Source organism: Sphingopyxis sp. (genome assembly GCF_025869345.1).
GTDB lineage: Bacteria > Pseudomonadota > Alphaproteobacteria > Sphingomonadales > Sphingomonadaceae > Sphingopyxis.
Genome location: NZ_JAOZVW010000050.1, coordinates 1 through 25011, shown reverse-complemented (window position 1 = coordinate 25011; position 25011 = coordinate 1). Strand labels below are relative to the sequence as shown.

Sequence of the window (25011 nt, the reverse complement as noted above, 5' to 3'; positions counted from 1 at the left end):
CGATGCGCCTCGGTCGCGCCGCCCGCCGTCAGCTTTTCAGGTAACGCTCGCCGCAGGCCGTCATCACATCGACCGGTGGCCCCAGCCGCACTGCCTTGGCCAGCGCGCGCATCGCGATCTCGCCGACATGATCATCATCCTCCGCCGGATAAACTTCGTTGTTCAATTGTTGTTCGAGCTGGCCGTTGAGCTTGACCCAGGTCGCGGCGCGGGGATCGGGCGCGATCTCGCTTTGCGCGAAGATCTGAAGCAGCACGGTCGATAGCACATAGCATTGGGTGCGCGTGTCGCGCGTATCAGTCGGCAGGCCCTTGAATGTGCCCGCCTGCGTCTCCGGGAACGCCTTGGCGCAGGGGGCAGTGTAGCTCGCGGCATTCTTGTCGGCGACGAGCTTGTCCTGCAATCCCTTGTCCTGCGTGCCGATGCTCTCGATCTTGGCGACGACCTTGGCCGGGTCGCCGAGGTCGCCGTCCGTCCCGGCGAGCAGCGCGAAATGCAGCGCGTGGCTCGCGGCGTCGAGCGGGACCGAGCCCTTGCCGACCTTTTCCTGCGTCAGGGTCATGGTTGCGCCATAGCAGAGCCCCGCGCTTTCCGTCCGGTCCGCGGGGAGTGTGACCTCCGGCGCGCCGCCGCAGCCGGAGAGGATCAGGCTTATGCAGGCTGCCATCCCGAACGTTCTACCCCAGTTTAGATTCAACTCGCCCCGCATTGCGATTTCTCCTGTCAAGTCGCGCGGCATGCCGATGGACAATCCGTTCGCGCCCGGGAGATAATGGACGGTCGATCCCCGCATGTCGCGGACCATGAGGAACCGGGCATGGGATTATTCGGCACTGGACGGCTGATCGTGTGTCGGGACTGATTTGTCTACTCCGGTTCCGATTCGAGAAGCTCCCTATCACGAGGCGGGCAGGCAAACCGAGACGGCCCCCTGCTCCGCTTCTGAAGCTGTGACGCCGGGGCAGCTGGAGCAATGGGGTCGCGCGCGCGACGCGTGATGGGGATATGGAGCCAGTCGCTTCCATCACTCCCTTCGCCGGCCTCTCAGCGACCCTGGCGTGCCGCACGGATTTTCGGCGGCGAGGAGTTGCGTCAGGCCAATGGGGCCGGCCGCTTCTTCTCTTTCGAGAAGCGCCGATCCCATTGGCCGGGCTGCGCGAACCCTCCCGTGCCTCTTGCCGCCAAGAAATCCGCACAGCCCTAGGGATTCTGCGACGATCTCGAAAGCCAGTCGCGCGACACGGCCGACACGGGAATCGGTTGTGACTGATCGAGCGGCGATACGCGCAATCGGTCGATCGCTGGCAGCCCTATATCACAGAGGCGTCGGCGCGTTTCGGCATCCCGGTCGAATGGATCGAGCACGTCATGCGCGTCGAAAGCGGTGGGCGGACGATGCTGGACGGTCGCCCGATCACCAGCCGCGCCGGCGCAATAGGGCTGATGCAGCTCATGCCGGGAACATGGGCCGATCCGGCGCTAAGCCGCCTGGTGTGGATCGAGCGCGAAGGGCTTTCGGTGAGTTTCGATCTCGAGGCGGAGCGTGCCGCCCTGCGCAAGATCGTGCCGGGCTGGACGCTCGAGGATGCCGAGGATGAGATCTACCGGTCCACGTCGCGCGGCGGCTGGGTCGCCACCGATACCGAGCCGGGCGATCTCGAGGACGTGCCGATCGACGACCTCCTCGATGCATCCGATGCCCTTTCGGGCCGGACCCGGGACATTCTGGTCGAAAAACGCCCCTTCAAGGGTGTGTCGGAACGCTGGCCGGTCCGGGCGCTGGCCTCGCTTGTCCGGTCGGCCGGCGAGGGCGGCACGCGGGAACGGGAATGGTCGGATTTTCTTTGGCACGACGCGCGCTCGCAGGATCCGACGAGGTTCCGGATATTGATCGCCGAGCGGCTTTCGTCGCTTTCGCAACCGATCTTTGGCGCCAATCTTCAGGCGGTCGCGGCATGGCTGAGCCGGGCCGGAAGCGCGCTGTCGCATGTCGCTCGCGGATCCTACCTCAAGATCTGGGAACGGGTCGTCGAAACCGCGATCGCCATGCCCGACGTGGCGCGGTCCTCGATCGTGAGCGACACGGAAGGGATTGGCTGACCGCCTCCATCAATTCGCCGATGGGCCGCATGGCCACGTTGCTCGGCGACGAGTTTTCGTGGGAGGGGCCGGACCATGAGAGGATGACGGATGAATGGCGGGCGCGTGCCGGGCATCTCCTGTCGGTACGAAGCGATCTCCGCTGCCATGTCATGGCGATCTTCGGCACGAGACTGAACTGGCTCTATCATGTCGATCCCGACTGGACCAGCCTGCACATCATCGAGCCTATCGAGCGCGAACCCGATGCGGACGCGTCGCTCGCGGCCATATCGTCGCTCCTGCGATATGGCGGCCAATGGTCCTTGCCCCTCTTCGTTCGCCTGAAGGGACTGATGGTCTCGTTGGCATCCCGCAAGGGCGACGAAGAGGATGAAGGCGTGGGTCTTGCCCTGCTTCGGGGTTGGAATTCGCCGGGGGCCGATGGCGAGCGGCTCGTTTCGGACAGCGAATTACGCGAGGCGCTCATCGTGATGGACGACCGCGGGCGAACCTCTGTACTTCGGAATCTGGGTTATTTGGCAGAGCAGGAGAAGGATTGGACGAAGGTCATCGAGTTTCTCGATCGGGTCTGGCCGCGTCAACTCGTGGCCCGCACTTCCCGTGCCGCGGCGGAGCTTGCGAGCCTTGCCATGTCAGCAGGAGATCAGATGCCGGAGGTTACCTGCGCCGTCCTTCCATTCCTCACTGTCGCCGACGACGGCTGGGCCGATCCGATCCGGATCCGTCGCTCCGACGATAACATGGTAGAACGGTTCCCTGCGGAGCATGTCGCGATCCTTCATGCCACGCTCGGTGTTGACGTCCGAAGTTGGGCTTGGGGGACGAGCGGGCTGATCGAACGGCTCGGACGGAACGAGACTGTGCGAAACGACCCCCGGCTTATCGAACTGCGCCGGAGGATGGGGGGACGCTAAGCGCCAAGGTCCGCTACCCACGATCCCGGCCTAAAAGCCGACTGACCGCTAACGGCCAGATGCGATCATTGTGTTGAGGCCGCTAAGCGAAATACTCGGTTGCCTGCGGATGGCCAGCTAGCTGAGGCGGTCGATAGGGCCGCGAACATTCGGGATCAGGAACGGCTGATGCTTTAAGCCTTTCGACGACAGTCGGATGCAAGCTGAACTCGGACTCAACCAAACGCGGGAGGCGTTTCCATCTTTTCTTGAAGAACCATCGATTCATCATCCAGACCTCGTCGTGTTGCAGTCCGAGCGGATCTGGTGTGGTGACGAGAAATTCTTTCCGGACCTGTATGGAGGGAATGCAGGCTTTGAGTTCGCCGACCATCCACTCAAGTGCAATATCGCTCAATCGCGATTCATCCTCAGGATAGCTGCCGCCCACATCGCTGTGGCAGCCGGCAAACCAAATCTGTTCGAGCCATTCCGGCTTTTTGCCTCTATTTTCCTCCACTGCAGCGAGCGTCCCCCATCCGACGCGGGGGAAATCGGCCCTGTTTTCATCAATCGAAAGCGCGTGGCGCGCAAAGCCGACCTTGGGCGAAAGCCAGCGGTCGTAATTTTCCTTACGCCAGTATGCACGGTGCGTGTTGCCAATGATGCGCGGCCAGCTGCGCGGATCCCATAGGTTGAGTGGCGTATCCGGGTTCTGCTCGAAATAGCGAATCTGACTTTTGACCGTCCGCGCGTATCCTATGAGCGCGGCGCCGGTGAGGAGACCGAAGACCAAGCTCCAAGCCCCGTGCCAGCTGAAAATGATGCTTGCAGCGAGCAGAAGCAATGTGGCGGCAAACACCCCACGGACCAGCCAGATTACTGCCGCGTTCTGCAGCGCGGCGACAGTGTCGAAAACGCCGACAAAATCGGGCTCGACATTGCCGCGCAGATTGTCGGAACCATCGCAGGCTGTGCATCCATAGGTGACGCGAAACCGCCGCCCCTTTTCTTCGCGCTGACGGAAATAGGGCTGCTTGTCGCGAGGCTTCCCCGTGCCATGACTATAGACCGATTTAACCGCCTCTGTCGCCACAGCGCGAAGTGCCGGCCCATATCGTGGAATTGGCGCCCCATTCGGAAGCTGGGTCGGTACCCCGCACAAGTTCATCATATTCGCGAGTGCGCGCACCGTATAAGCACCCCGAGAGAAGCCGATCAGAATGATGCGATCGCCCGGCTCATAGTAGGAAATGATCTTGGCGTAGCAGTCGATCATATTGTCTTCGATACCCGCCCCAACTGCCGCCTCGAGGACGCTTTTGATCTTCGAGGGCGTTACCCCATCGATTTCACCGGCGCCCAGCCCGGGATCGTAATAGGTGACCTGATCGCGATAGGAGATCGGAGAGGATGGCCCAGGCCGCATCGCACGATACATTTTGTACACGTTCGAAAGCCGTTGATCGGGGCGCAGACCGCCGATTTGGCCGGTCCCGTCGGCAAAGATCACGATATTCTTCATGTAACCGCCCCCTGCATTGCCATGTTTCGCTCCCGCGAACTCGTTAGTCCTTCGCGTCAATCCATGGCTGGATTGTAATCCGCCGTCATTGCTCCGCTGCCGCCGATGGTGATCAGGATATTGTCGCAACCACCCGGCGTTTCGTCGGCATCGGGCCCGATCTTTCGCGTGCGCATTTCGCAGGAGCCCATTTCGTCGCCGGTACGAAAGAGATCGCTCTTGTCAGTGCGCAGCACTTCTCCGCGCTCTTGGAGTTCGGCGACGATCTCGTCGTCGGGAAGCCGCACGCGCCGGTATGGATAGGGGCCCGACGAGACTGCGTAGATCGAGGCACCGACCGCATCGAGAAAGGCGCGCCGCGACGACGTCAGGCTACCGTGATGGCCGACAATGAGGACGTCTGATTTGAGGTCGGCGGCGCAGCAGGCGATGAGCTTTGCCTCGACGCTTCCGGACTCGGGCGGCTCCGACGGCGGCTTGCGTTCGCCGCCTTCGGCATCGCCGGCGAGCAGGATGCGCCGGCTCCCGAGGTCGAGCCGGACGACAACGCTGTTCTCGTTGGGATCGGAATGATTGGCGGGGTCGCGATAGAGAAATCTCATGCGCGCGCCGACACCGAGCGAAACGGGCGCCGCGTCCATCATAGCGCTTTCGCGCACCGTCACGGCGCCGTTACAGCCGCTGCCCGTGAAGGTGACACTCCGCGTCGCATTCGCTGCGATCGCGTCATGATATTGCGCCCCCGGTTCGGACATCGCGGCCTTGAGGAAATGGCAGTAGCCATCGGTCTTGTTGACGCGCCCCGACTCCCAGACATGGCCGACCGCGAAGCGGCGGAAGACGTCGGGCATCAGCTGGAGATGGTCCTTGTGCGGATGGCTGAGGATTAAATGGTCGATGCGCGCAAGGCCGGGGCGCACGGCTTCGATATAGGCGACGACGCGGTTCTCGTCGCCGTCGTGGAGATCATCCTGGCTCCCCGCATCGTAAAGCAGCGCGAAATCGCGGCCCTCGATGAATATCGCGAGCCCAGTGCCGACGTCGATTACATGGACCTTGTAGGGCGCCCCCGTCAGCGCTTCGCCGGGCGGGGTGCCGCCGATCACCAGCGTCCACGCCTTGCTGACATAGCCTTGCGTACCGTCGGGCAGCTCGACGCGGTACCAGCCGCTCACTTCGCCGACGAGCCGCGCGCTGTCGCCGGGGCGCAGGCGGCCGAGGATGGCTGTATCCGTGGAAGGTCCTTCGCGCACGAGGACCGCGCTCGACACGCGCTCGCTCGGCACGATGTCGTCCGCCGCCGCGCGCGAGGCGCCGAGCAGGCTGAGCAGAAGCAGGATGCAAAGTGTCAGCGCACGCATGGCAGGTCCCCCAATTCCCCGCTCCCTTCTTTAGCGCGCGGAGAGCGCGGCGGCTATGTCGCCGCCCAGCCGGTCGCGATGCAGGAAATCGCGCAGATAGCGCTCCATCTCGCCGATCCCGCGCTCGCTCAGCGCTACGCGGACGATGCCGTCCTCCTCGACAGATGACGACCGTATCACCAGCTCCTTCTCGATGAGAAGGGCGAGCCAGCGCAGCGCGGTGGTGCTGGCGGCCCCGGCGGCCGCGCAAAGCCGGTCGACGGCGACCGGCTGCCCGCGGTGCTGCTCGATGTAGAGATCGAGCAGCATATCCCACGCGGGTTCGGCGAAAAGATCGTAGCGGATGAGGCTGTCGCGGCGCCGGCGGTTGTGAAACTCGCTTTGCGCGATGGCCGCGAGCAGATCCTGTTCATTGCCGCCGAGGGGTGGCGGAATGCCGCTGGCCTCGATCCGCCCGGGCTGGTCATGCTGCGACGTCATAGCAGATCCCTTTCGCGCATGCTGACGATATCGGCTCCGGCAACGATGAGATGATCGAGAAGCTGGACGCCGACCGCCTGGGTCAGATTGGCGATCTGGCGCGTCAGCCTTATGTCTTCCGCGCTCGGCTCGGCCGACCCCGACGGGTGGTTGTGCGCGAGGACAACGCCTTGCGCGCCGAGATCAAACGCCCGACCGAGTAGCCGGCGCATATCGCCCTCGACGTGGCTGATGCCGCCCTGCGCCAACATCTCGTCGGCGAGATAGCCCCAATCCTGCGCGACGAAGGTCGCGTGCAGGCATTCGGTGGACGACTTGGCGATGATGCTGCGCAGATAATCGCGAAAGCGCGGGTCGCGGATCGAGACCTGCGTTCTTGCGACCTGCTCGCGCAACCCGGCCTTGATGAGCGCGCGGGCGGCGACGATCGCGCTCACCAGATCATCGTCGCGGCCGAGCGCGGCGGCGAGTTGCCCGGGTGAAGCGTCGAGCGCGCGCCCCAAGCTTCCGAAATGTGCGATCAGCCGGACGGCGGCGTTATGCGCGCGGTCGCCGGCGAAGGGCTCGAGGAGATGCGCCACGACCGGTATGGCCCGTGGCGCCGCGTCCGCACCGCATGACGCCAGATGCCGCCCGCCAGGATCAGGAGCAGGGCGTAATAAGGGACATAGTTCATCAGGAAATAGGCGAGTTCCGCAATCTTCCGGCTCTCCTCGCGAGCGAAGTGCGAAACGACCGAGACCAGCTGAAACGCCGATAGCCATAGCGGATAGACCCTGTTCGCCTTGAGCGCGACGCCGATGAAGACCGCCGCGACGAGCATATCGATGATGAGGTGACCGATATCGACCGATCCGTAGATCGTCCCGCGCCCAACGAGGGCATGATAGATGCGGTCCGTAACATTCATCGCGAGGAGCGCCGCCGCGCAGATCCGTTCGGGACCGGCTCCCCAGCGCAGCGCCGCCACACCGAGAATCGCGACCGACAAGAAGTTGAAGGACCAGATCCAGCTCACTTAGTGAAACTGGCCCCGCGCGGCGGCGCCGTCAATCGTCAGGCAACCGCCTGTCGTTCGTCCTCTTCGGCGGCAAAGACCTGGGTGTCGTCGTGACCCGGCATGCCCGTGATCAGCGTCTTGTCGGCGACGAGCGCATTATGCGTGCGAAAAACATCGTTGGTGCCGCTGATGTCCGACTGGATTGCGCGGCCGAGCCGGACAATCGCTTCCTGGCCGACATGTGGCGCGGGAATATCCTCGATCTGGCGCGCGCGCAGGATCGAACTCATCACGTCGAGCTTGGCGAGCAGGCTTTCGTCGGCCTTGGCTTCGGCCGCCCGGATCTGGTTGCGGATGCGCATCATGTAGGCGGGAACCGGTGCGGTCGGATTGGAAATGGTCATTATCGTCCCCCGGCCCATGCGCTCGCGGCCATGGGCTCATCATCTTGTCGTCGATGAGGGCGGCTAGCTGCCGAGCGCGTCCGTGATCGCCTGCGCCGCGGCAAGGCCGAGGATCAGGCTGGCGATGAGCGCGAACAGGATGATCGCGATCGCCGCACCACGGGTGAGCGCGGCATTGTCACCGTCGAGCACCCTCGGGACGACCCTTTGCTCTTCCGGTCTCGTCCAGGGCGCATCGATCGTCATCTCGAGCGAGTCCTTGAAAGCGAGACCGGCCTTGGGGTCGTCCTGGGGCTCTCCTTCCGTGCCGCGCGGGGTTTCGGCGAGATCAATTATTTGCTTGGTAGCTTCTACACATGCGGCAGCGCCGACTATCTGATGGAAATCGCTCGGTCTTTCACGGTAGCGCTGCGCGAGCTGCGCGCGCGTGATGCCGCCGAAACGCGACCGCAATATCTCGATATGGCGGTTGACCGCCGATTCCGATGTCCCGAGTTTGGCGGCAATTTCCTTGCTGGTGAGGCTTTTTGCCAGAAGGCCGAGAACCGCCGCCTGCTTTTCGGTCAGCAATTCGAATTCGTCGGGCTTGGATTTCGAGTCATTATGCGTCGGCATCGTGCCGCCATATTAACCATAAGTTTCCGCTACGGCAAAAGACCGTTGTCCGTAATCGGATGGAGATGTTGCCAATATGGTGATGATCGTGCGGGGCAAGGTGATTGCGCAAGTGGCGCGCTGCGTTTCCTATTTTGCGAAAGCGGGCTTTCCTACAATCTTGCTTACTGTCATCCTTGCCGCATGAAGGAACGGGATTCGAGGAAATGGCGCGATCGCGCAGTCGCGATCGAATTTTGGATCGCCACGATCGTGGTCGGCGGCTCCTTCCTCGTCGGCGTCTGGCAGATGGTGCGCCGCTTGTTCTAGCCCCGCGTCCATGCGGGAAGAATGGACGAAGAGATCGGACGCCATGTCGCCTCAAGAGCATGTTTGGGCCTGCGCGCTCGCAATCGAACGTCAGCATAGTACTCGGGCCGCGGTTGTTGTCGCCGAACGGATCGGGGCGCTGGCGCTCGCCGGCGACCGCGAAGGCATCGCGATGTGGAAAGCCATCGCCGCCTGCCTCGACGAACTGATCAAGGCTCAAAATGAGACACATGGCCACTGAATCTACCGCTTACCTCATCCGATAGGGTCATTTTGGTGAGGAAGATGTTTTCGCTTGCCGCTTAGTTTGCTATCTGCCGCGCGCCTCGCCATCAGCACTTGGCTGGTCTGGACGAGAGGCCGACAAGGCGCAGGGCATTATGGCGGAGGATATCGAGAGGTTGCGGGCCGTCCGCGCGATCCGCGATACGCTGGTCGAGCAGATGCTTCGTCTCGACAAGCTGGGCGACAGCCGCACCGCGGCCGACCTCAGTCCGGCGATCGATCGTCTCAATCGCGAACTCGGCGAAGCCCCGAGCGAAGAGGAAATCGAGCGGCTACGGCGCAATCTTTTCATGAATTGACGCTGCGCGGCGCGTGGCTCCGGCGCGCGTACTGTTCAGATGCCGGGGTCAGTCCTCGAAATTGTCGAAATATTCGTCGAGCCGGCAGCGCGTATCGTCGGCGAGGCTCACGATAATCCGCCGCCCGTCATCAGGATCGGCAACGCGCACGAAGCGCCCGTCCTCGACCATCGTCTTGATCCAGCGCAGCGCCGTCGTCGCCGGAACCGCCGCCGCGATGCAGAGGCTCGATACCGATATTTCGCGCCGTTCATAGTGCGCAGCGTAGAGATCGAGCATCATGTCCCAAGCGGGATCGGCAAACAGGTCGGACGGGAAATGCTGTTCGCGCTGCCGGCGCTTGCGAATGAGCCTGCGAACCAGCTTCGCGCGGCCGCTGTCGAAACCTCTGGGACCAGCATCGCCGTGCCGGCCATCGACGGGAGCGTGCGCGAGGCTTCCGAATGAGGGTCTTGTCGCGGGCTCGCGGTGCGCGTGTCCGCTGTGATGATGGTCCGCTGCGAGCGGTTGGAAGGAAGCGCCGGCAGCGGATGGAATGGACACACCTCCCATCAGCCTCCGCACCATGAGTTCGAGTTCGTCGAGACGCGCGTAGAGATCGCCATCCCGCGAGCCGGTTTCAGTGCCTATGTCCCCCATGCGTTGCCCTTTCCCCCGAAATGACGCAGCATTTATGTCCGATTTCTAGCATGGTTTCTGCGGCGTTTACATCCATTCTGGCGCGATCGGCGCCAAGCGCGCCAGCCGCCGGCCTGAGATGCCCGGATTTTCCCAGCGCAAATAAGCGGCTATTTGGAACACGCTGCAATTCCCTATGGCTCTCGAACATGCGCGCGAAGCCGCCATGAGATCAGCGATGGTCATGAGAACTGTGCCAACTTGCCACCGGATCGGCTGCGGCGTCGCCGCGAAATGGAGAGATTCTCGATATCGGCGTTAGATCGGATCGATCCGTGCGTTGTGCTGCGGCCCATTTCGAGTCCGTGCGCTGGCTTTGCGAGTCTCCAGCCGTGCTTGTCGCGGCATGACCTCGCACATCTTGCGTGGATTAAATTGATGTAATTTCCCGATCGCGCCGTTGCGGTGGCGCCTGCACGGCGTCCGGATGGTCGAAGGCTCCATACGGACATATTCGGCTGCCCGCCTTGGTGGCCGATCATCGCCCGGCCGACCCTTTCCTGTCGTCCACTCAATTACCATTGATATGCCCTGGTATTGATCGATTGCTTTCTGGTTGCCTGCTGACGCTCCCTAACAGGAAAGGAGAGGCAACATGTCGCCAAAGGAGGGAAGTTCTTTTCCAATTGGTCGCGCGATCTTAACGGACGAGGAGTTTGCGCAGGTGATCGCATCGGCGTTGAAGGTCGAATTTGGATCGGCGCGAAACGGCGCAAAGATCATTACACAATGGACGGGCGTGAGCGCGCGCACGGCCAAAAACTGGCTGAGTGGGACGAACGCCCCGAGCGGAGTTCATCTCGTTTTGTTGGCGCGTGAGTCTAACGCTGTCCTGAAAGCTCTAATGCTCATGGCAGAGCGGCCCGAAATGTCTCTCGGGGCGAGCCTTTTGTCGCTCAAGCGGCTTCTGGCCGAGACGATGACGGCCTTGGATCAAATGATATGAATTTAACGGCTCAATTTGTACATATCGGACATTCTGGACAAAATGGGAGTTTGATCCTATATCGGTTCTGGAAGGAACGACGAACATGGCGACTCAGTTTCAGAATGCCGATGCCCGTGCCGGTCTGCGCCGGTTGGTGGCGAGCGAAGTCAGCGAAGCACTGACGCGCCAGCCCGGCCTTGCCAAGACAGTCGTCGCGAACACCGCGCAGATTGTGGCCGCCGTTGCGGCGGCTGTCGTTGCGCTCCCCCCCGCGCAGCAGAAGCGGCTCAAGAACAAGAGCGCCGATGTCGCCGACATGATAGCCGCGCTGGCGCGCGATGATGCGCCAGCCGGACGGCTCGTCATTCCCGACCCCACCAAAGTCGAACCGCGCAAGGGCGCTGGTTTTGGAGAATTGATCGACCTTGAGGAAGGTCGCCGCCGCCTCTCCGACTATGCGACTAAGGCGCCGCTCGAAGAATGGGCCGGGCCGGTCGCCGGTTCGAGCGCGCTCCATGAACGCGGCATCGCCCGCTCGACTCTTCATGACTGGCAGAAGCGCGGACAAGTCGTCGCGCTGCTCGCCGGCGCGCGCAAGCACGCTTTCCCGCTCGAACAGTTCGTGGACGGCCGCCCTGTCGAGGGCATTGCCGATGTTCTCAAGATCGTCGGCCATCCCCGCCGCGCCTGGCTCTGGCTCGTCCAGCAAAGCCCGCTGCTCGCGAACAAGCGGCCGATCGACCTGCTCAAGCAGGATCGCAAGGATGCGGTCGTCGAAGCGGCCCGGACCATCTTCGAGCATCCGTGAGTTTCGATTCGGCGATATTGCGCGAGCTGGCCGTCGCCATCGATGTGACCGGCTATCTCCGGGTGATGGAAGCGCGGCATCGCGCCACGCCGACCGGCATGGGTCATGGCGAGACGCGCTTCTCAAGCCCGAACCACAGCTTCACGATCTTATATGCCGCGCAAGACCTCCCCACGGCGCTTGCCGAAAAGGTCATTCGCGATCGGTTCCAAGGCAGAAAGAAGCGTGTATTGCTCGAAGCCGATCTACAAGAGCAAGTCGTCGCGCAGATGGTTTCGCTCGCGCCGCTCAAGCTGCTCGACCTCCGCACAAGCGGCGCGAGCCGACTGGGTATTCCGACCGACGCCGTGCGCGGACGGGCGCAGCAAGCCGGACGAAAGTTCAGCAAGCAACTCTATGACCGCACGGATTTTGATGGCATTGCCTATATGTCGCGCATAACCAATGCCGAATGTGTCGCTATCTATGATCGCGCCGTCACATCGAAGCTCGATCCCGCCTGTCCCGTTGTCGAACTGCTCCGTATCGGCGGACTGCAATCCGCGTTGCAATCGCTCAACGTGCAAATCAGGCAATAGCAACAAGGCAAGCTGTTCACGAAATACTCGGTCCGCTGCGCTGCCGTCCGAACGTCCAGCCTATGCCGCCGTCACGCACGATGCCCGATACGCTCTTGCCGATGTGCCGATCCATCACCGGACGCCACGGAACCAGAACAAAATCTCGCGACCGTTCGACCAGCGCATGACGCCCGCTAGTCATATCGACGGCGCGGACTAGCCGACCCTGAATCGGCTCCTGCAGTTTCGCTTCGGCGAAGGGCTTGCCGACCTCGCTCGATAGCTGATCCGCGACGCGCAGCAATTCGCGACGTTGGAGCGACGCGAGCATATTGGGGCGATAGACGGTTCGCCCATCCTGTTCCTCGGCAAGCTGCTCGGCGACCAGCCATTGCCGCCGCAAGGTCTGCGCGGCGCGGACCTCGCGCCCGAAACCGGCATCGCGAAGCGGCGCCGGATTATCAGCGACCAATTCCCGGTCGAGCCACGTCGCGGCCTCGGCCCCCGGCAGCTTGTCGAGCGGCAACGCCGACAGCGTTTCGACGGTGACGGGACGGTCGCGAAGCTGGCGTGCCTCGAACTGCTCCACCTTGTCCAGATGGTCGGGCGTGATGATCCAGCTCCCATCGGGTTCGCGCTCGACGCTGCGAGTCACGCGCCGCATCGCTTCGAGCCTGCGGACATGGGTTTCGGAAAATGGTTCGCTCGCGGTCGGGTCGTGCCGCAAATGCCCGTCGATCGTGTAGCGCCCACCATTGGCGGCGGCGACTTCGGCAATCGTGCGGTCGACGGAGCGAACACCGCTGCTGCTGCGCGGCTCGATCTGCACGATAGCATCTTTCGGAATCGGGCCGACGGCCTCGCCCCTGCCGATCTCGGCATAATGGATGCGCCCGTCGATCGCCTCGACGACGATATAATGACGGTCGGCATATTCATCGGACAGCCCGCGCTCGACGATGCGGCCGACAAGCGGGCGGACATCGGGTGCGGTCGGATCATAGATGACTTGATCGACCAGCGCGGGTGCGTTTCCGCGGGCCGCATAGGCACGCTGCATGGTGCGGATAATATCGCCTCGCTCGCCCATGCGGCGCAGCGTGTCGGCAAGGTCGGGGGCGAGCCGCCAATGCGCCGCGCCGTGGCGGGTCGCCAGCCCGAGACGTTCGAGCTTCTTGAGCCGCCCCATGCGAATAGCCTGATCGAACGCGCCGCGCGCGTTGGAACTGACAAATATGTCCTTGTCGGCCTCGCGCAGCATCGCGCGGTCGATGCTGGTCAACCGTTCCTGCTCGATCTCGGCGCGAAGCCGCTGCTCGATCGCATGGTCGGTGCGCGGGCCAAGGTCGAGATCGACCAATTCGCTGGCGCGCTCGCGCAGACCGTGGCTGATGTAGTCGCGCGCGATAATCAAATCCTTGCCGCGCTCGTCCTTCCCGCGCACGATGATATGGGTATGCGGGTGGCCGGTGTTGTAGTGATCGACCGCCACCCAATCGAGCTTCGTTCCCAAATCCTCTTCGACGCGCTGCATCAGCCTTCGGGTCAGCGGTTTGAGGTCGTCATATTCCATGCCGTCCTCCGCACTGACGATGAAACGGAATTGGTGACGATCGTCCTTTGCCGGTTCGAGCCAGGCATTACGGTCCACCGCGTCGCTGTCGGCGCTATAAAGCTGCCCTCGCCCGCCCTCGCGCGTCGTACCGTCGCGCTCGACATAGCGCAGATGCGCCTTGGCGCCCTCGAAGCCGTTTCCGCCCAGTTTGACGGTGCGAACCTTGACGATGGCGCGGCGCTGACGAAAGGCGGTGAAGCGGTCGCGCGATGACAGGACGCGACCGACGCCGGCGCCGCGTCCGATGCGGCTGCCGGTAAACGCCGACTGCCGGGCGCGACCGGGTGCGCCGCCGCGCGCGAGATTGGCGGCGGCAATCACGCGCGAGAGGAACTTGCGGGGGCGCGGCTTCTGGCCCTTGTCGCCAAGGCGGCCAAGCCGCGGTTCAAAATCGTCGCTGGTGGGCATGATCGGCGCCTTCGATAGGAGAGAAAGCCCGATCATGCGCGCGGCCCGGAGACATGAAAATCGGTGCCGCCGAATAGGACGGAAAACCGCCAATTCCCGGTGTTTTGGCACCGTCGCCAGCGCGGCGGCACCGTTTCCTTCTTTCTAAAAACGATGTGCAGACAATAGCTTAGGCACTGTGCGCATGGGCGGACAGTGCCGTAGCTTTATATCTTGCCCTGCGCCAATCCCCTCCCCCACCGCTATTCCCGCCTCCCCCTGCGATCAAAAAAGGGGAGCGACGCCCGCCGACGCCACTCCCGAAACCTGCCCCAAGGGCCGCCGGATCATCGATGCCGACAGACCTGATCGTCACATTGCTGCGCCCGGTTGCGCCGCTTCCATTGCGTTTCGATTGTCCGCAATTCGGCCTCGATCTGGCGCCGCTCGGCCGCATCGTCGCACCATGAAAGCTCCGCGCGCAGTTCCTCGATTTGCTGTTCGATCGACATGGTTCATCTCCTCATCTTCGTGAAAGATGAAGCCTCGCCCGGTGGCGGGCGGGCTGGGTCCAGGACCGCGAAGCGGCCGCGTAGCGGACGATGGGGGTGCCGATTTTGTTGTCGGCGGAGTGGAGCGAAGCGCAGCGGAGACGGCGGCAAAATTGGGGGCACCGTCGATCCTTGACGCAGCCCGTTCGCCGCCGGATGCTCGACATTGCTGAGCGGATTTCCATCCTCTCGGATGGCGCGCGGCGATGATTTGTCCCCGAGACGGCCAAGGAAAAGCAAAGAAAAGCCCCGCGCCGGAGGGCCGGCGCGGGGCGGTTCGGCTCAGTCGCCGGGATTCCAGATGATGGCGAAGGCGTCATCATCATCCTGACCGGCGGCGCGGCCGAGGTTGGCGTAGAGGGTGCGGCCGCCGAGTTCGGGCGCCGACATGGCGAGCCGGATATATTCGCGGCAGGAGACCTCACCGGTGCGAACCCAGCCGCCACCCAGTTCGACACCCGAGGACAAGATGCGGTAGTCGGGCTGGTCGCCGGTCTTGCCGCGGTTGGGAAGAATGACGATCTCGGCGTTGACCGAAAGCGTCTTCAAGGCGCCGCGGAACGAACCGTCGTCCTGGCGCTGCACATGACCGATTGCGGGCATTTCCATACTCCTTCTCAAGCTCGCCCGACCCGTTGCCGGGCGATGAGCGGACCGAAGGGACGGCCGCGCGCGCCGCGAACCGAAGGCCGCAGCGTAGCGGAGGACCGGAAGCGCGGGGCTGATTTGAAGCGAAGCGGCCGCGAGGAGCGCCGCCCTGGCGGCGCGGGGACATCAGCTCCGCGCGATGGTTTCGCGGGGGGCGCGGTCGTCCCAGGTCTGCGCCCCAGGAGCCGGCGATGGGTCGGGCGGCCAGTGAAGATATGGATGCGCGCGGCGGCAGGAGTGCCCGGCGATGAGTCCCGACGGAGCATCACGGCTTTCGTGCGCGCCGAACCGCGCCTATGGCGACGGCATGATGACGGGTGGAACGACGATAGCGGGGCAGATCGAACGGCTGATCATGCGGCTCGATGGCGCGGCGGTGTGCGACGGCTGCGTCACCGATCGGCTCAGCCTGTCGGTTCCCGCGCAGGCCAATGTCGTCACCCGCGCGCTCGGCGGGACGCGCGGCTTCGAGCGCATTCGCGACACCTGCACCTTATGCGGGAACGGCCGAACCGTGACCCGCCACCGCGCGAAATAAGCGTCAGGCGGCGGGCGTCTTCTTCGCGCGCGGGCGCCGGACCACGGGCTTGACAGCGGGCTTGCGACCGAGACCGATGGCCTTGGCGAGCGCCTTGCGCCGCTCCGAATAGTCCGGGGCGGTCAGCGGATAGTCGGCGGCGAGCCCCCATTTGGTGCGATAATCCTGCGGCGTCAGGCCATGATCGGTCATCAGATGCCGCTTGAGCGTCGTGAACTTCTTCCCGTCCTCGAGGCAGATGATATGGTCGGGCTTGACCGAAGCGCGGATCGAGACAGCGGGTTTCTGTTCTTCGACCGGTGCCTCGGCGGGCGTCCCGAGACCGGCGAGCGCGGCGTGAACATTGCCGATCAGCGTCGGCAAGTCGGCCATGCCAACGCTGTTGTTCGATACATGCGCCGCAACAATATCGGCGGTGAGCGCCAGTAATGTTTCATGAAGTTCGTCCGCCATCACGTCTCTCCTTCGCTTCGCGTGTAGCAAGGCGCCGGCAACGGGGGAAATGCTTTGATCCGCAAATAAAACCGCGCCGCGCGACCGCTTGCGGTCGCGCGGCGCGGCGCGATTTTCGGGTGAGGAAACGGGCGGCGGCCGCGCCGCTGCCCGCCTCCATGCTATGCGGCTTCGCGCTCGGGCTGCGGCTCGGGTTGGTTGTCGGCGCGCGCCGCCTGCGCCTTGGCGTGGGCGGTGACGCTGCCGACACCGCCGCGCGCGGTGTAGGCGGACGGCGGGAAGGTCATCCATTTCGGCACCCACTGCTCGACCTTGGGCCGTCCGTTCGCACCATCCAGATGGTCGCGAACGATGCGTTTCAAGACCTTGCCCGGCTCCTTCGCATTGGCGGTCGCGACCTCTTCGCCTGCAACTTCGGCGGTGATGCGGGTCAGCACCTCCTTGTCGCGCAGACATTCGAAAAAGGCGTCGTCGGCCTGCCAAAAACGCGCCATATCGACGCCGATCTCCAGCCCGACCGCCTCGACGGCGGCGCTGCCGCTGGCGAGGCTCTCGCCGATGGCGATGACGATCACGTCCATCACCGCGCGGTCGGGCAAGTCGAGCAAGCGCAGGAAGACGCCGACAAGGCCAGTGCCGTTGGCATTGCCGCCGGTAACGGTCGGCTCTTCGGGCGAGAAGTCGAGCAAGGCGAGAACCGCACGCCGTTTCTCGTCGAATGCCGCTTCGGCGCGGCAGATTTCGACGCTCTCACGCACCGCGTCGTTCCGCGTCGTCTGCGGTTCGGGCTGAACTTTCCACAGCGGCGACCCGACAATCGCATGAGCGACCATCAAGCGCAGCGCGACCTTGGGATGATGGCAAAGCGCGGCGCGCACGGCGGCGTGGCGGTGCAGGTCGATATAGGTTTGGCAAGTGCCGGTGACTTCGGGGCGCGGTGCCTTGGGGCCGCTGTCGATGGCTTCGCCGCGTTCGAGCCGTTTCGCTTCCTTCGACGTGACATAGCCCTCGTGGAAGGTCACTTCGCCGTTGCTCCGCACCTCGACATAGACGCGCCCGCCCTTGCGCTTGGGCGCTTTGCGATACTCCCATGCCGAGAAATATTCGCCGCGCGGGACGATCACGACATCGGGCCATCCGGCGTCGAGATAATCCTCGCGGCGCGCCTCGATCACCGCATTTTGTGCGGCCCAGAAGGCATCGCTATCGGCAAAATATTGCTCCTTGCCGAACAGGTCGCTGACGATCTGGCCCTTGTAATCGCCAATGTCGAACAGCGCCTTGTCGGTGCCGATCTCGTCGCCGCCGAACAGCCACGCCTTCAATTGGCGTCCGGTCGGACAATAGGCGTCGGCGTCGTCGAACAGCGTCAGCCACGCCTTTTGCTGGCCCTTGCTCGCCAAGGTCAGATGGCGAACGGTCGCGGCGTCGATCTTTTCCTTACGGTAAAGGTCGCGGATACGCGGCAAGAGATTGCCGAGCGCGAGGATGCGCTTCACCGCCAGTTCGGGCATTCCGAAGGTTGCCGAAATGTCCGCCTCGTCGCGGCCTTCGCGGACCAGCCGCACGAAATTTTCCCAGCGCGTCACCTCGTCGGGCGCGAGCCGCGCGAGATTTTCGATCATCGACGCCTCGATCGCGTCGGCATCGTCGCCATCCTCGAGAATGGCGCACGGCAGCGGGTCGGCGGTGCCGCTTTCGGTGGCGACGATTTGCGCGGCGGTGAAGCGCCGCGCACCCGCGACGATCTCATAGCCATCGGGCGCACAATTCGGGCGGACGATCAGCGGCACGAGAACGCCGCGCGCGCGGACGGTCGGGAGAATGTCGGACACGTCGGGCGCTTTTTTCGCGTAGCGCATATTGGCCTTGCTGATCGACAGCTTGCCAAGGTCGATAAAAGAGAGTCTCATGGTCTTGCTCCTCGTGAGCGCCGGTCCCGTCTTGTCTTGAAGCGGGGCGGGACCGGCTAGGATTGGCGGCGAAACGCGCCGCACGTTATCCGCCGCTTGGCGGAATCTCGTCGTCGTTCACCGCGTCGGACGCGCGGCGAAGCAGGGTTTCGGCAAGCAGGATCGAACCGGCGCGGCGCGACCAGGCCGCCCATGTCGACAGCCGGTGCGCCGTCGCAAAGCCGACATCGCGCTCGATGCCGAGGCCGAAGGGCAAGCGGATCCCCGCCAGTTCGGACAGACTGAACACCCCGAGTTCGGGGCAGCCGAACCCAAGGTCGGCCAATCCGAACAGCGTGTCGCCATCGGCGTAGAGTTCGGTCGCGAGCCATGTCGCGGCGCCGACCGGATTGAAGAATTTGATCACCGGAAAGGGGTCGGGTTCGGTCAATCCCTGCTGGAGCGCGTCGTGATGCGCGGCGGCGTTGGCGCGCAGCGCGGCGTGGAGTTCGGGGGTCAGGAGCATCATGCCGCCGCCCTTCCGTCTTGGCGGTCTTGCGCCTCGGCCCTTCGACCTTGCTCAGGACAGGCATGGCGCGCGAGCAACCAGTCGGCGGCTTTGCTGGCTTGGCTCGCGGCGCGGAAGATCGCGCGATTATCCTCGCGCAGCACGGCCAGCCACGATGCCAGATAGTCAGCATGGCGCACGGTCGGGACGATGCCGAGCGCGGCGCAAAGGAAGGCGCTGCCCATTTCGGCAACCAGTTCCTCGCGGGCATAGTCCTTGCTGCCGAACCCGTTCATCAACTTGCGGTCAAGCCGCGAGACATGGCCGCTGGCATGACAAAGTTCGTGAAGCGCCGTGCGATAATAGTTCACCTGCTCGAAGAAAGCCGGCTGCGGCGGCACCTGCACATAATCCTCGCTCGGGACGTAAAACGCCTTGTCGCCGCCGATGCGAAAATCGACCCCCGACGCGGCGATGACGGCTTCGGCGACCGGCACGATCTCGCGTTCGGGAAGCGGTGCGGGGTCGACGGCGAGGCCGGGGCGCAGCCCTTCGCATTGCGCGACGTTGAACAGGGTGAAGCGTTTGAGGAAGGCGATGCTCTTGGCCTCGTCGCCGCTCTGGCGCGCGCGTTCCTTCTCGGCCTCAGGGGTGAAGCGGTCGGCATAGACCACGGTGGTGCCGCGCTCGCCCTTGCGGACGGCGCCGCCCGCTTGCAGCGCCTGCCGAAAGGTCAGCCAGCCTTGCGACGGCCAGTCCTGCTCAATCACCGCGCCCCAGAGAATGAGGACATTGACGCCGGAATAGCGGCGGCCGGTGAGCGCATTGCGCGGGATTCCGGGGCCAGCGCCGCCGCCCTTGCCTTCAGGGCGTCCCCAAGGCTGAACCCAAGGAAAGCGGCCCGCTTCGAGTTCGGCGATGATGCGGCGGGTGACGTCATCGTAGAGATTGGTGCGCGGCGCCGGGGGCTTGGCCCCTCTATCCTCGCGGCTTGCGCGGCGCTTGCTGGTCTGGCACATGGCTGTCCTCCAAGAGCCACCCCAAACCCGCATGGGCCTCCCCCGGCGTGGGGGTGGGCGGCAGATGCGACCTGCCGGGCGCGGCCAGGAGGCGGCCTGCACGCGCAGCCGGGGCCCCATCGCAAAGCGATGGGGTGGCAAGGGCCGCAACGACAGTGGAGGAGCCGGCCGCGAAGGGCCGGCTTGCGGGACGCCGGGCCGCGCCCAGAAGGGCGCGCCGCTCACCCGCGCGACGGAGGGAAGGCCCCGAAACGACGCCGCCGCGCGTTCAGCGCGGCGACGACACGCCGGAGCGCAGCGCCGGCCCCGCGCCAGCGATCATAGCCCGGACGGGGCGGGACACGCGCAGTGCGGCCCGCCTTCGCGTGGCGCCGAAGGGGGGCCAAGCGAAGCTGAGCGCGGTCGCGCCGCAGGCGCGAGGCGCCCGCAAGGCCCGGATCAGTCGCCCGCCGAACATCGGCACGCCCGACATCGGGAAGGATGCGGCACCAACCGCGAGCCTCCTCGACCTCGCGCGGTCGCCGGTGTCGATGCGCCAGGCAATCCGTTCAGACGCCAAGCCGTGTTCGAGCAACCTAATGTAATGAGAACGGGACATAGTCGCCGTTCCTGCGACTCATCACGCATCGCAGCTTCTACCCAAAGTGGAAAACTCCACATTGAACAGGTGGTTGTCCGTTTATGCGCAAGGCTGGCCGTCTCCCGACCGGCCGCTCCTTGTTGGGGCAATCGCAAAAGTGGATGTTCGAAAGCGACATGGTTTCAGCACAGCCCACTTCGTCGAAAGACAAATTCAAGGCTCTGTCCGGACGACGAACAAACGTCGCCTCTTGGCGAGAGCGGACGTTTGTTGTGTTGTGAAGTTTTGTCGCCGCGGTGTGGTGCCGGGTCGATCAGCCGACGAAGCGCACCACACCACCCTCGACCCGCAAAGCCGCGCCGCTCGTCGCCGATGCCTGTTCGGAACAAGCATAGACGATCATGTTGGCGACCTCGTCGGTCGTCGCGAAGCGGCCAAGCAGGCTGGTGGGGCGCATCGCTGCAAGGAAGCCGCGTTCGGCCTCGTCCTGCGTCACGCCTTGCGCCTCCGCCTGCTTCGCCATGAGGTCACCGAGTATTTCGGAGCGGGTCGGACCGGGCAGGACGGCGTTGACCGTCACGCCGGTGCCCGCCACGGCCTCCGCGAACCCGCGCGATACCGCGAGCTGCGCGGTCTTGGTCATGCCGTAGTCGAGCATCTCCTTGGGAATGTTGACTGCCGATTCGCTACTGACGAACACGACACGGCCCCAGCCTCGCGCAACCATCCGGGGCAGATAGTGCCGCGTCGCACGCACGCCGCTCATGACGTTGAGCTGGAACAAGCCGAGCCAGTCTTCATCGGGAATGGCGGCGATGTCGTCAACGCCGTGATACTCGCGGATATGGGCGGTCCCGACGTTGTTGACGAGGATGTCGGCGTCAGGCGCCGCGGCGATCAGCGCCGCCACGCCTTCGGCCGTCGCCATGTCCGCGGCGACGCCGGTGATGTGGGCATTGGGCACTGTCTGGTGAATCTGTCGCACGGCATCCTCGACGCGGGCGTTGGCGCGGCCGTTGACGACGACCGCAGCGCCCGCGCGTGCCAGCCCTTCTGCTGTGGCGCGGCCGATGCCGGCGGTGGAACCGGTAACGATGGCCTTGCGGCCGGTCAGATCGATGATCATGCTGTTCTCTCTCGCTTACTGATCGTCCGGTTTGACATGGAATTTTCTCCCATTCCGACGTCGTCCCTGCCGGTGAGGATCCGTTTCTGTCAGTCGAACTTGACCAGATCCTTGAAGATCAGATGGCCCCAGCTATTCCCGTGCGCCTGCACAAGCAGGCCACCTTCCGAAAGCCCGCCAAGCTTGATCGGCGCGAAGCCAAGATTTCCCGCGAGCGCGGCAATCTCCTCGGCGGCAGCGTCATCGTCGCTCGTCAGGAACACGACCCTCTTGCCGCCATGGACGGCCGGATTCTGGTCGAGGACGGCAGCGACCAGGTGGTTGAAGCCCTTGACCAGCCTACCGCCGGCGAAGGCCTGAGCGACGACCTTGGCGGAAGGCTGCCCGCCCAGTTCTTCATCGGACACGCCGTATGCGTTGGTCACATCGACGATGATCTTCCCCTGCCAGCTGGGCAGTGCCTGCGCGACATCCGGGTGCGACTGGAACCGGACAGCCAGGAAGATGATGTCCGCCTCGGCGGCTTCCGCGAGCGTTTTGGGAGTGATCTCGGGTCCTATCGCGGCCGCGGCGGATGCAAAGCTCTCCGGCTCGCGCGTAGTTGCCACGGATACGTCGATACCGCGCCGGGCAAATGCCCTAGCCAGGGTCTGGCCGATCTCGCCGAAGCCGATGATTGCATAATTCATAATATTTCTCCGATCTTGTGTGATGCCGGGGGTCAGACTTGCGCCATGCCTCCATCGACGGCGAGATCCACGCCGGTGATGTAAGAACTTTCATCGGAGGCGAGGAAGGTGACGGCAGCCGCGATTTCCTCTGGCTTGCCTCTGCGGCCCATAGGTATCTGCGAAGCGAATTGGGCGGCCGCTTGCTCGGCTTGCTCAGGCGTAAGGCCCGTCGTTGTCTCCAGGGCAGGAGTTTCGATCGGTCCGGGGCTCATGGCATTCACCCGAATTCTGCGGTCTTTCAGCTCCAGTGTCCAAGCACGCGCGAAGTTTCGCACAGCCGCCTTGCTGGCGGCGTAGGCGCTGAAACCTGGAAGCCCCAACACGTTCGAGACCGAAGAATTCAGGACAATCGAACCGCCGTCCTTGAAGAGGGGAAGGGCCTTCTGCACCGTGAAGAACAGCCCCTTCACGTTTACGTCAAAGGTCTGGTCAAAATGGGCCTCGGTAGCCGCCGCGAGCGGCGCAATCGTCCCCGCGCCCGCGTTCGCGAAAAGAATGTCGATGTGCCCATGCTTCTCTTGCACGGTCGCGTAGAGCCTATCCAGATCTTCCAAGCGCGATACGTCGCCTACGACCGCCGTAATGTTTCCTCCGATGAAGGTTGCGGCCGCCTCCAACTCTTTCTCTCTTCGCCCGGTGATCACGACATGCGCGCCTTCTTCCACGAAGCGCTTGGCCGTGGCCAACCCGATCCCGCTGCTGCCGCCCGTTATGACGGCGACCTTATCTTCCAGCTTTTTCATAGTCCTTCATCCTTCGTTGCGTGGGCCCCAGGCATGGGACCACGACGGGGTCAGAGTTGTGCCAGCCCACCGTCGACGGCGAGTTCGCTGGCGGTCATGAAGCTGCTGTCCGATGACGCGAGAAAGGCAGCCGCCGCCCCGATCTCCGCCGGATCCCCCATGCGCTGGAGCGCGGTCATCGAGCCGTAAGCCTTCTGACCCTCCTCGCCGAGCGCTGCCTTGGCCAGTTCGGTCGCCGTCGGCCCCGGCGACAGCACGTTCACCCGGATGCCGGTGCCCTTCAGCTCCTCCGCCCAGGTCCGCGCGAGATTGCGCACGGCTGCCTTGCTTGCGCTGTAGGCAGAAAATCCCGGAGCGCCCGTCGTGCCGGCGCTCGATCCGGTCAGGACGATCGAACCGCCCTCGCCCATCAGCGGCAACGCCTTCTGGACCGTGAAGATCGTACCCTTCACATTGATGTCGAAAGTCTCGTCGATGTGCGCGGCGGTGATCTCGCCGAGCTTGAGCTGGCTTCCCCCGCCGGCATTGGCGAAGATGATGTCCAGGCTTCCGCGCTCGGCTTTCACCGCTGCGTAAAGTCGGTCGAGGTCGGCCTCATCGGAAACCGAGCCCTGCACAGCCCGGGCATTGAGCCCAAGCTCTGCCACGGCCGCGTCGAGCGCATCCTGTCGGCGGCCGAAGATGAAGACAAAGGCGCCTTCCTCGATGAAGCGCTTTGCAGCGGCGAGGCCGATGCCGGTAGCGCCGCCGGTGATGACGGCGGTCTTTCCATTCAATCTGGTCATAGTATGCAGTCCTTGTTTCGCCGTCTCGGGTTTGAGCGGACGGGAGGTCCGCCGAGACCCCGAAGATGGGGCTGCCGAAGTCCGGCGGTGAGTAGGAAATCCCGCACATCGGTGGTGCGAAAACGATCCAGCCGGACGGCTTAACGCCGCGATAAGCGCGCATTCCATCGCTCAGTATGTTAGGGCAGGTTTTGGATGATGCGGCTGGCGGCGCGGGAATGCACCATGATCGACTGGGATGACGTTCGCTATTTTCTCGCCATCGCGCGTGAAGGCTCGGTGCGGTCAGCGGCTGGGCGCCTCGGGGTGAACCACTCCACCGTGCTGCGACGCATCGCCCAGCTCGAGGAACGCCTCGGGGTGCAGATGTTCGAAAAACTGCCTTCGGGCTACCGTCTGACAGCGGCGGGCGAGGAGGTTCTCGAGCTCGCCGCCCAGATGGAAACGTCGTCGCTCCAGCTGGAGACGCGCGTGTTCGGGCGCGACCAGAGCGTGCGCGGGCTGTTGCGGGTGACGTTGACACCGCTCCTTGCGACACATCTGCTCATGCCGGACCTCGCCGATTTCGCGCGCCTCCATCCGGAAATCGAGATGGAAATCCTGTCGTCCGGCGAACTGGCAAATCTGACCAACCGCGAGGCCGACGTCGCGCTTCGCGTCGTCTACGACCGCAAAACCCTGCCGCTCAATCTTCACGGTCTGAAGGGGCCGGAGCTGTTCGGCGGCGTCTACATCTCCCGCGATCGACTGGCCGCATGGCGCGCAGGCACGCCCGATCCCCTCCGGTGGATCGTCATCAGCATGCACGGCATTCCGGATTGGGCCAACGAAGGCGAGGTTCGTATCACCGGGGTTCCATTCAGGGTCACGGACGCCGCGGCGGAGATTGCGGCCGTACGCCAAGGGCTCGGGATCACGACACTGCCGTGCTTCGTCGGAGATGCCGACCCCCTGCTGGCAAGGGTGCCGGGCACCGACCTGCACATGTACGGAACGCTCTGGACTCTTACACAGGGGGAGACACGCAAGACAAAGCGCGTGCGACTGTTCACGGAGTTCGTATCCCGCAGGCTCGCCACCCATGCTCCGCTTCTCGCGGGGCTGTCGCGCGACTGATGCGCAGTTGGCCGAAGCACGAACCGCTCCGCGGATTGGTGCTAGCCTCGACGTAAAGCGGCCCAGCGATC

At 64.0% G+C, this 25011-nt stretch carries 29 protein-coding genes and 2 pseudogenes; 11 read left to right on the top strand and 20 right to left on the bottom strand.

Features of this window, described 5'->3' with window-relative positions:
* Window positions 1–28: 28 nt before the first annotated feature.
* Entirely contained in the window at window positions 29–562 is a 534-nt protein-coding gene (locus tag OJI97_RS05770; RefSeq protein ID WP_297661977.1) for a hypothetical protein, read from the bottom strand.
* A gap of 704 nt (window positions 563–1266) precedes the next feature.
* On the opposite strand from OJI97_RS05770, the pseudogene OJI97_RS05765 reads away from it, so the two are divergent.
* A pseudogene (locus OJI97_RS05765) lies at window positions 1267–1473 on the top strand (transglycosylase SLT domain-containing protein); the annotation flags it as partial.
* A gap of 656 nt (window positions 1474–2129) precedes the next feature.
* Window positions 2130–3017 carry a hypothetical protein gene (locus OJI97_RS05760; RefSeq protein WP_184101182.1) on the top strand — a complete coding sequence of 296 codons (888 nt, stop codon included), beginning with the start codon at window positions 2130–2132 and terminating at the stop codon, window positions 3015–3017.
* An 82-nt stretch (window positions 3018–3099) separates the two neighbouring features.
* Here the strand turns inward: OJI97_RS05760 and OJI97_RS05755 are convergent, their stop codons facing one another.
* The 7 genes from OJI97_RS05755 to OJI97_RS05725 form a co-directional block, all read right to left on the bottom strand.
* On the bottom strand, window positions 3100–4521 hold the full coding sequence (locus OJI97_RS05755; protein ID WP_297661973.1) for a DUF2235 domain-containing protein: 1422 nt from the start codon (window positions 4519–4521) through the stop codon (window positions 3100–3102).
* Window positions 4522–4577: 56 nt separating this feature from the next.
* The gene (locus tag OJI97_RS05750; protein ID WP_297661971.1) at window positions 4578–5882 is read right to left on the bottom strand and encodes an MBL fold metallo-hydrolase; all 1305 of its coding nucleotides are present in this window, start codon (window positions 5880–5882) and stop codon (window positions 4578–4580) included.
* A gap of 30 nt (window positions 5883–5912) precedes the next feature.
* Window positions 5913–6362 carry a hypothetical protein gene (locus tag OJI97_RS05745; RefSeq protein WP_297661969.1) on the bottom strand — a complete coding sequence of 150 codons (450 nt, stop codon included), beginning with the start codon at window positions 6360–6362 and terminating at the stop codon, window positions 5913–5915.
* Window positions 6359–6943: a JAB domain-containing protein gene (locus OJI97_RS05740; RefSeq protein WP_297661967.1), complete on the bottom strand. Its 585-nt coding sequence runs from the start codon at window positions 6941–6943 to the stop codon at window positions 6359–6361. The genes OJI97_RS05745 and OJI97_RS05740 overlap by 4 nt, the downstream gene beginning before the upstream one ends.
* On the bottom strand, window positions 6883–7380 hold the full coding sequence (locus tag OJI97_RS05735) for a hypothetical protein (RefSeq protein WP_297661965.1): 498 nt from the start codon (window positions 7378–7380) through the stop codon (window positions 6883–6885). Before OJI97_RS05735 ends, OJI97_RS05740 begins: the two co-directional genes overlap by 61 nt.
* A gap of 38 nt (window positions 7381–7418) precedes the next feature.
* Complete coding sequence (locus OJI97_RS05730; protein WP_297661963.1) at window positions 7419–7766, bottom strand: hypothetical protein; 348 nt, start codon at window positions 7764–7766, stop codon at window positions 7419–7421.
* Window positions 7767–7829: 63 nt separating this feature from the next.
* Window positions 7830–8336 (bottom strand): response regulator transcription factor, encoded by a 507-nt coding sequence (locus tag OJI97_RS05725; RefSeq protein WP_297661961.1) that lies wholly within the window; start codon window positions 8334–8336, stop codon window positions 7830–7832.
* A 228-nt stretch (window positions 8337–8564) separates the two neighbouring features.
* Between OJI97_RS05725 and OJI97_RS05720 the strand changes: the two genes are divergently transcribed.
* The 3 genes from OJI97_RS05720 to OJI97_RS05710 all read left to right on the top strand — a co-directional run bounded on the left by OJI97_RS05720 (window position 8565) and on the right by OJI97_RS05710 (window position 9274).
* Window positions 8565–8690, top strand: a complete 126-nt coding sequence (locus tag OJI97_RS05720) for a hypothetical protein (RefSeq protein ID WP_276569305.1) — start codon at window positions 8565–8567, stop codon at window positions 8688–8690.
* 10 nt (window positions 8691–8700) lie between these two features.
* On the top strand, window positions 8701–8931 hold the full coding sequence (locus OJI97_RS05715) for a hypothetical protein (RefSeq protein ID WP_297661959.1): 231 nt from the start codon (window positions 8701–8703) through the stop codon (window positions 8929–8931).
* Window positions 8932–9070: 139 nt separating this feature from the next.
* Entirely contained in the window at window positions 9071–9274 is a 204-nt protein-coding gene (locus tag OJI97_RS05710) for a hypothetical protein (protein ID WP_184101436.1), read from the top strand.
* Between the two features lie 48 nt (window positions 9275–9322).
* On the opposite strand, the pseudogene OJI97_RS05705 reads toward OJI97_RS05710, so the two are convergent.
* Window positions 9323–9637: pseudogene (locus tag OJI97_RS05705) on the bottom strand (MarR family transcriptional regulator); the annotation flags it as partial.
* Here OJI97_RS05705 and OJI97_RS05700 point away from each other — a divergent pair.
* The 4 genes from OJI97_RS05700 (at window position 9593) to OJI97_RS05685 (ending at window position 12266) form a co-directional block, all read left to right on the top strand.
* Window positions 9593–9721 (top strand): hypothetical protein, encoded by a 129-nt coding sequence (locus OJI97_RS05700; protein ID WP_297662035.1) that lies wholly within the window; start codon window positions 9593–9595, stop codon window positions 9719–9721. The pseudogene OJI97_RS05705 and the gene OJI97_RS05700 overlap by 45 nt on opposite strands.
* A gap of 826 nt (window positions 9722–10547) precedes the next feature.
* Entirely contained in the window at window positions 10548–10898 is a 351-nt protein-coding gene (locus OJI97_RS05695) for a hypothetical protein (protein WP_184101432.1), read from the top strand.
* Between the two features lie 85 nt (window positions 10899–10983).
* The gene (locus tag OJI97_RS05690; RefSeq protein ID WP_297661958.1) at window positions 10984–11688 is read left to right on the top strand and encodes a hypothetical protein; all 705 of its coding nucleotides are present in this window, start codon (window positions 10984–10986) and stop codon (window positions 11686–11688) included.
* Window positions 11685–12266 carry an RES family NAD+ phosphorylase gene (locus tag OJI97_RS05685; protein ID WP_184101428.1) on the top strand — a complete coding sequence of 194 codons (582 nt, stop codon included), beginning with the start codon at window positions 11685–11687 and terminating at the stop codon, window positions 12264–12266. The genes OJI97_RS05690 and OJI97_RS05685 overlap by 4 nt, the downstream gene beginning before the upstream one ends.
* A gap of 16 nt (window positions 12267–12282) precedes the next feature.
* On the opposite strand, the gene rlxS is transcribed toward OJI97_RS05685, so the two are convergent.
* From rlxS to OJI97_RS05670, 3 genes are all read right to left on the bottom strand, one after another.
* Window positions 12283–14271 carry a relaxase/mobilization nuclease RlxS gene (gene rlxS, locus OJI97_RS05680; protein WP_297661955.1) on the bottom strand — a complete coding sequence of 663 codons (1989 nt, stop codon included), beginning with the start codon at window positions 14269–14271 and terminating at the stop codon, window positions 12283–12285.
* Window positions 14272–14597: 326 nt separating this feature from the next.
* Window positions 14598–14762 (bottom strand): hypothetical protein, encoded by a 165-nt coding sequence (locus OJI97_RS05675; protein WP_184101455.1) that lies wholly within the window; start codon window positions 14760–14762, stop codon window positions 14598–14600.
* 321 nt (window positions 14763–15083) lie between these two features.
* Window positions 15084–15404: a DUF736 family protein gene (locus OJI97_RS05670; RefSeq protein ID WP_184101424.1), complete on the bottom strand. Its 321-nt coding sequence runs from the start codon at window positions 15402–15404 to the stop codon at window positions 15084–15086.
* Between the two features lie 292 nt (window positions 15405–15696).
* Here OJI97_RS05670 and OJI97_RS05665 point away from each other — a divergent pair, with 292 nt between their 5' ends.
* Window positions 15697–15987 carry a hypothetical protein gene (locus OJI97_RS05665; protein WP_297661953.1) on the top strand — a complete coding sequence of 97 codons (291 nt, stop codon included), beginning with the start codon at window positions 15697–15699 and terminating at the stop codon, window positions 15985–15987.
* A 3-nt stretch (window positions 15988–15990) separates the two neighbouring features.
* Here OJI97_RS05665 and OJI97_RS05660 read toward each other — a convergent pair whose 3' ends face one another.
* The 8 genes from OJI97_RS05660 to OJI97_RS05625 all read right to left on the bottom strand — a co-directional run bounded on the left by OJI97_RS05660 (window position 15991) and on the right by OJI97_RS05625 (window position 23824).
* The gene (locus tag OJI97_RS05660; protein ID WP_297661951.1) at window positions 15991–16440 is read right to left on the bottom strand and encodes a MucR family transcriptional regulator; all 450 of its coding nucleotides are present in this window, start codon (window positions 16438–16440) and stop codon (window positions 15991–15993) included.
* A gap of 161 nt (window positions 16441–16601) precedes the next feature.
* Complete coding sequence (locus OJI97_RS05655) at window positions 16602–18353, bottom strand: ParB N-terminal domain-containing protein (protein ID WP_297661949.1); 1752 nt, start codon at window positions 18351–18353, stop codon at window positions 16602–16604.
* An 85-nt stretch (window positions 18354–18438) separates the two neighbouring features.
* Window positions 18439–18861: a DUF2958 domain-containing protein gene (locus tag OJI97_RS05650; protein ID WP_184101418.1), complete on the bottom strand. Its 423-nt coding sequence runs from the start codon at window positions 18859–18861 to the stop codon at window positions 18439–18441.
* The gene (locus tag OJI97_RS05645; protein ID WP_297661946.1) at window positions 18858–19859 is read right to left on the bottom strand and encodes a zincin-like metallopeptidase domain-containing protein; all 1002 of its coding nucleotides are present in this window, start codon (window positions 19857–19859) and stop codon (window positions 18858–18860) included. Before OJI97_RS05645 ends, OJI97_RS05650 begins: the two co-directional genes overlap by 4 nt.
* A gap of 893 nt (window positions 19860–20752) precedes the next feature.
* Window positions 20753–21565 carry an SDR family NAD(P)-dependent oxidoreductase gene (locus tag OJI97_RS05640; protein WP_297661944.1) on the bottom strand — a complete coding sequence of 271 codons (813 nt, stop codon included), beginning with the start codon at window positions 21563–21565 and terminating at the stop codon, window positions 20753–20755.
* 89 nt (window positions 21566–21654) lie between these two features.
* The gene (locus OJI97_RS05635; protein WP_297661942.1) at window positions 21655–22254 is read right to left on the bottom strand and encodes an NAD(P)-binding domain-containing protein; all 600 of its coding nucleotides are present in this window, start codon (window positions 22252–22254) and stop codon (window positions 21655–21657) included.
* A 32-nt stretch (window positions 22255–22286) separates the two neighbouring features.
* Window positions 22287–23039, bottom strand: a complete 753-nt coding sequence (locus tag OJI97_RS05630) for an SDR family NAD(P)-dependent oxidoreductase (protein WP_297661940.1) — start codon at window positions 23037–23039, stop codon at window positions 22287–22289.
* A gap of 50 nt (window positions 23040–23089) precedes the next feature.
* Complete coding sequence (locus OJI97_RS05625) at window positions 23090–23824, bottom strand: SDR family oxidoreductase (RefSeq protein WP_297661938.1); 735 nt, start codon at window positions 23822–23824, stop codon at window positions 23090–23092.
* 225 nt (window positions 23825–24049) lie between these two features.
* On the opposite strand from OJI97_RS05625, the gene OJI97_RS05620 reads away from it, so the two are divergent.
* On the top strand, window positions 24050–24940 hold the full coding sequence (locus OJI97_RS05620; RefSeq protein ID WP_297661936.1) for a LysR family transcriptional regulator: 891 nt from the start codon (window positions 24050–24052) through the stop codon (window positions 24938–24940).
* Window positions 24941–25011: the final 71 nt, after the last annotated feature.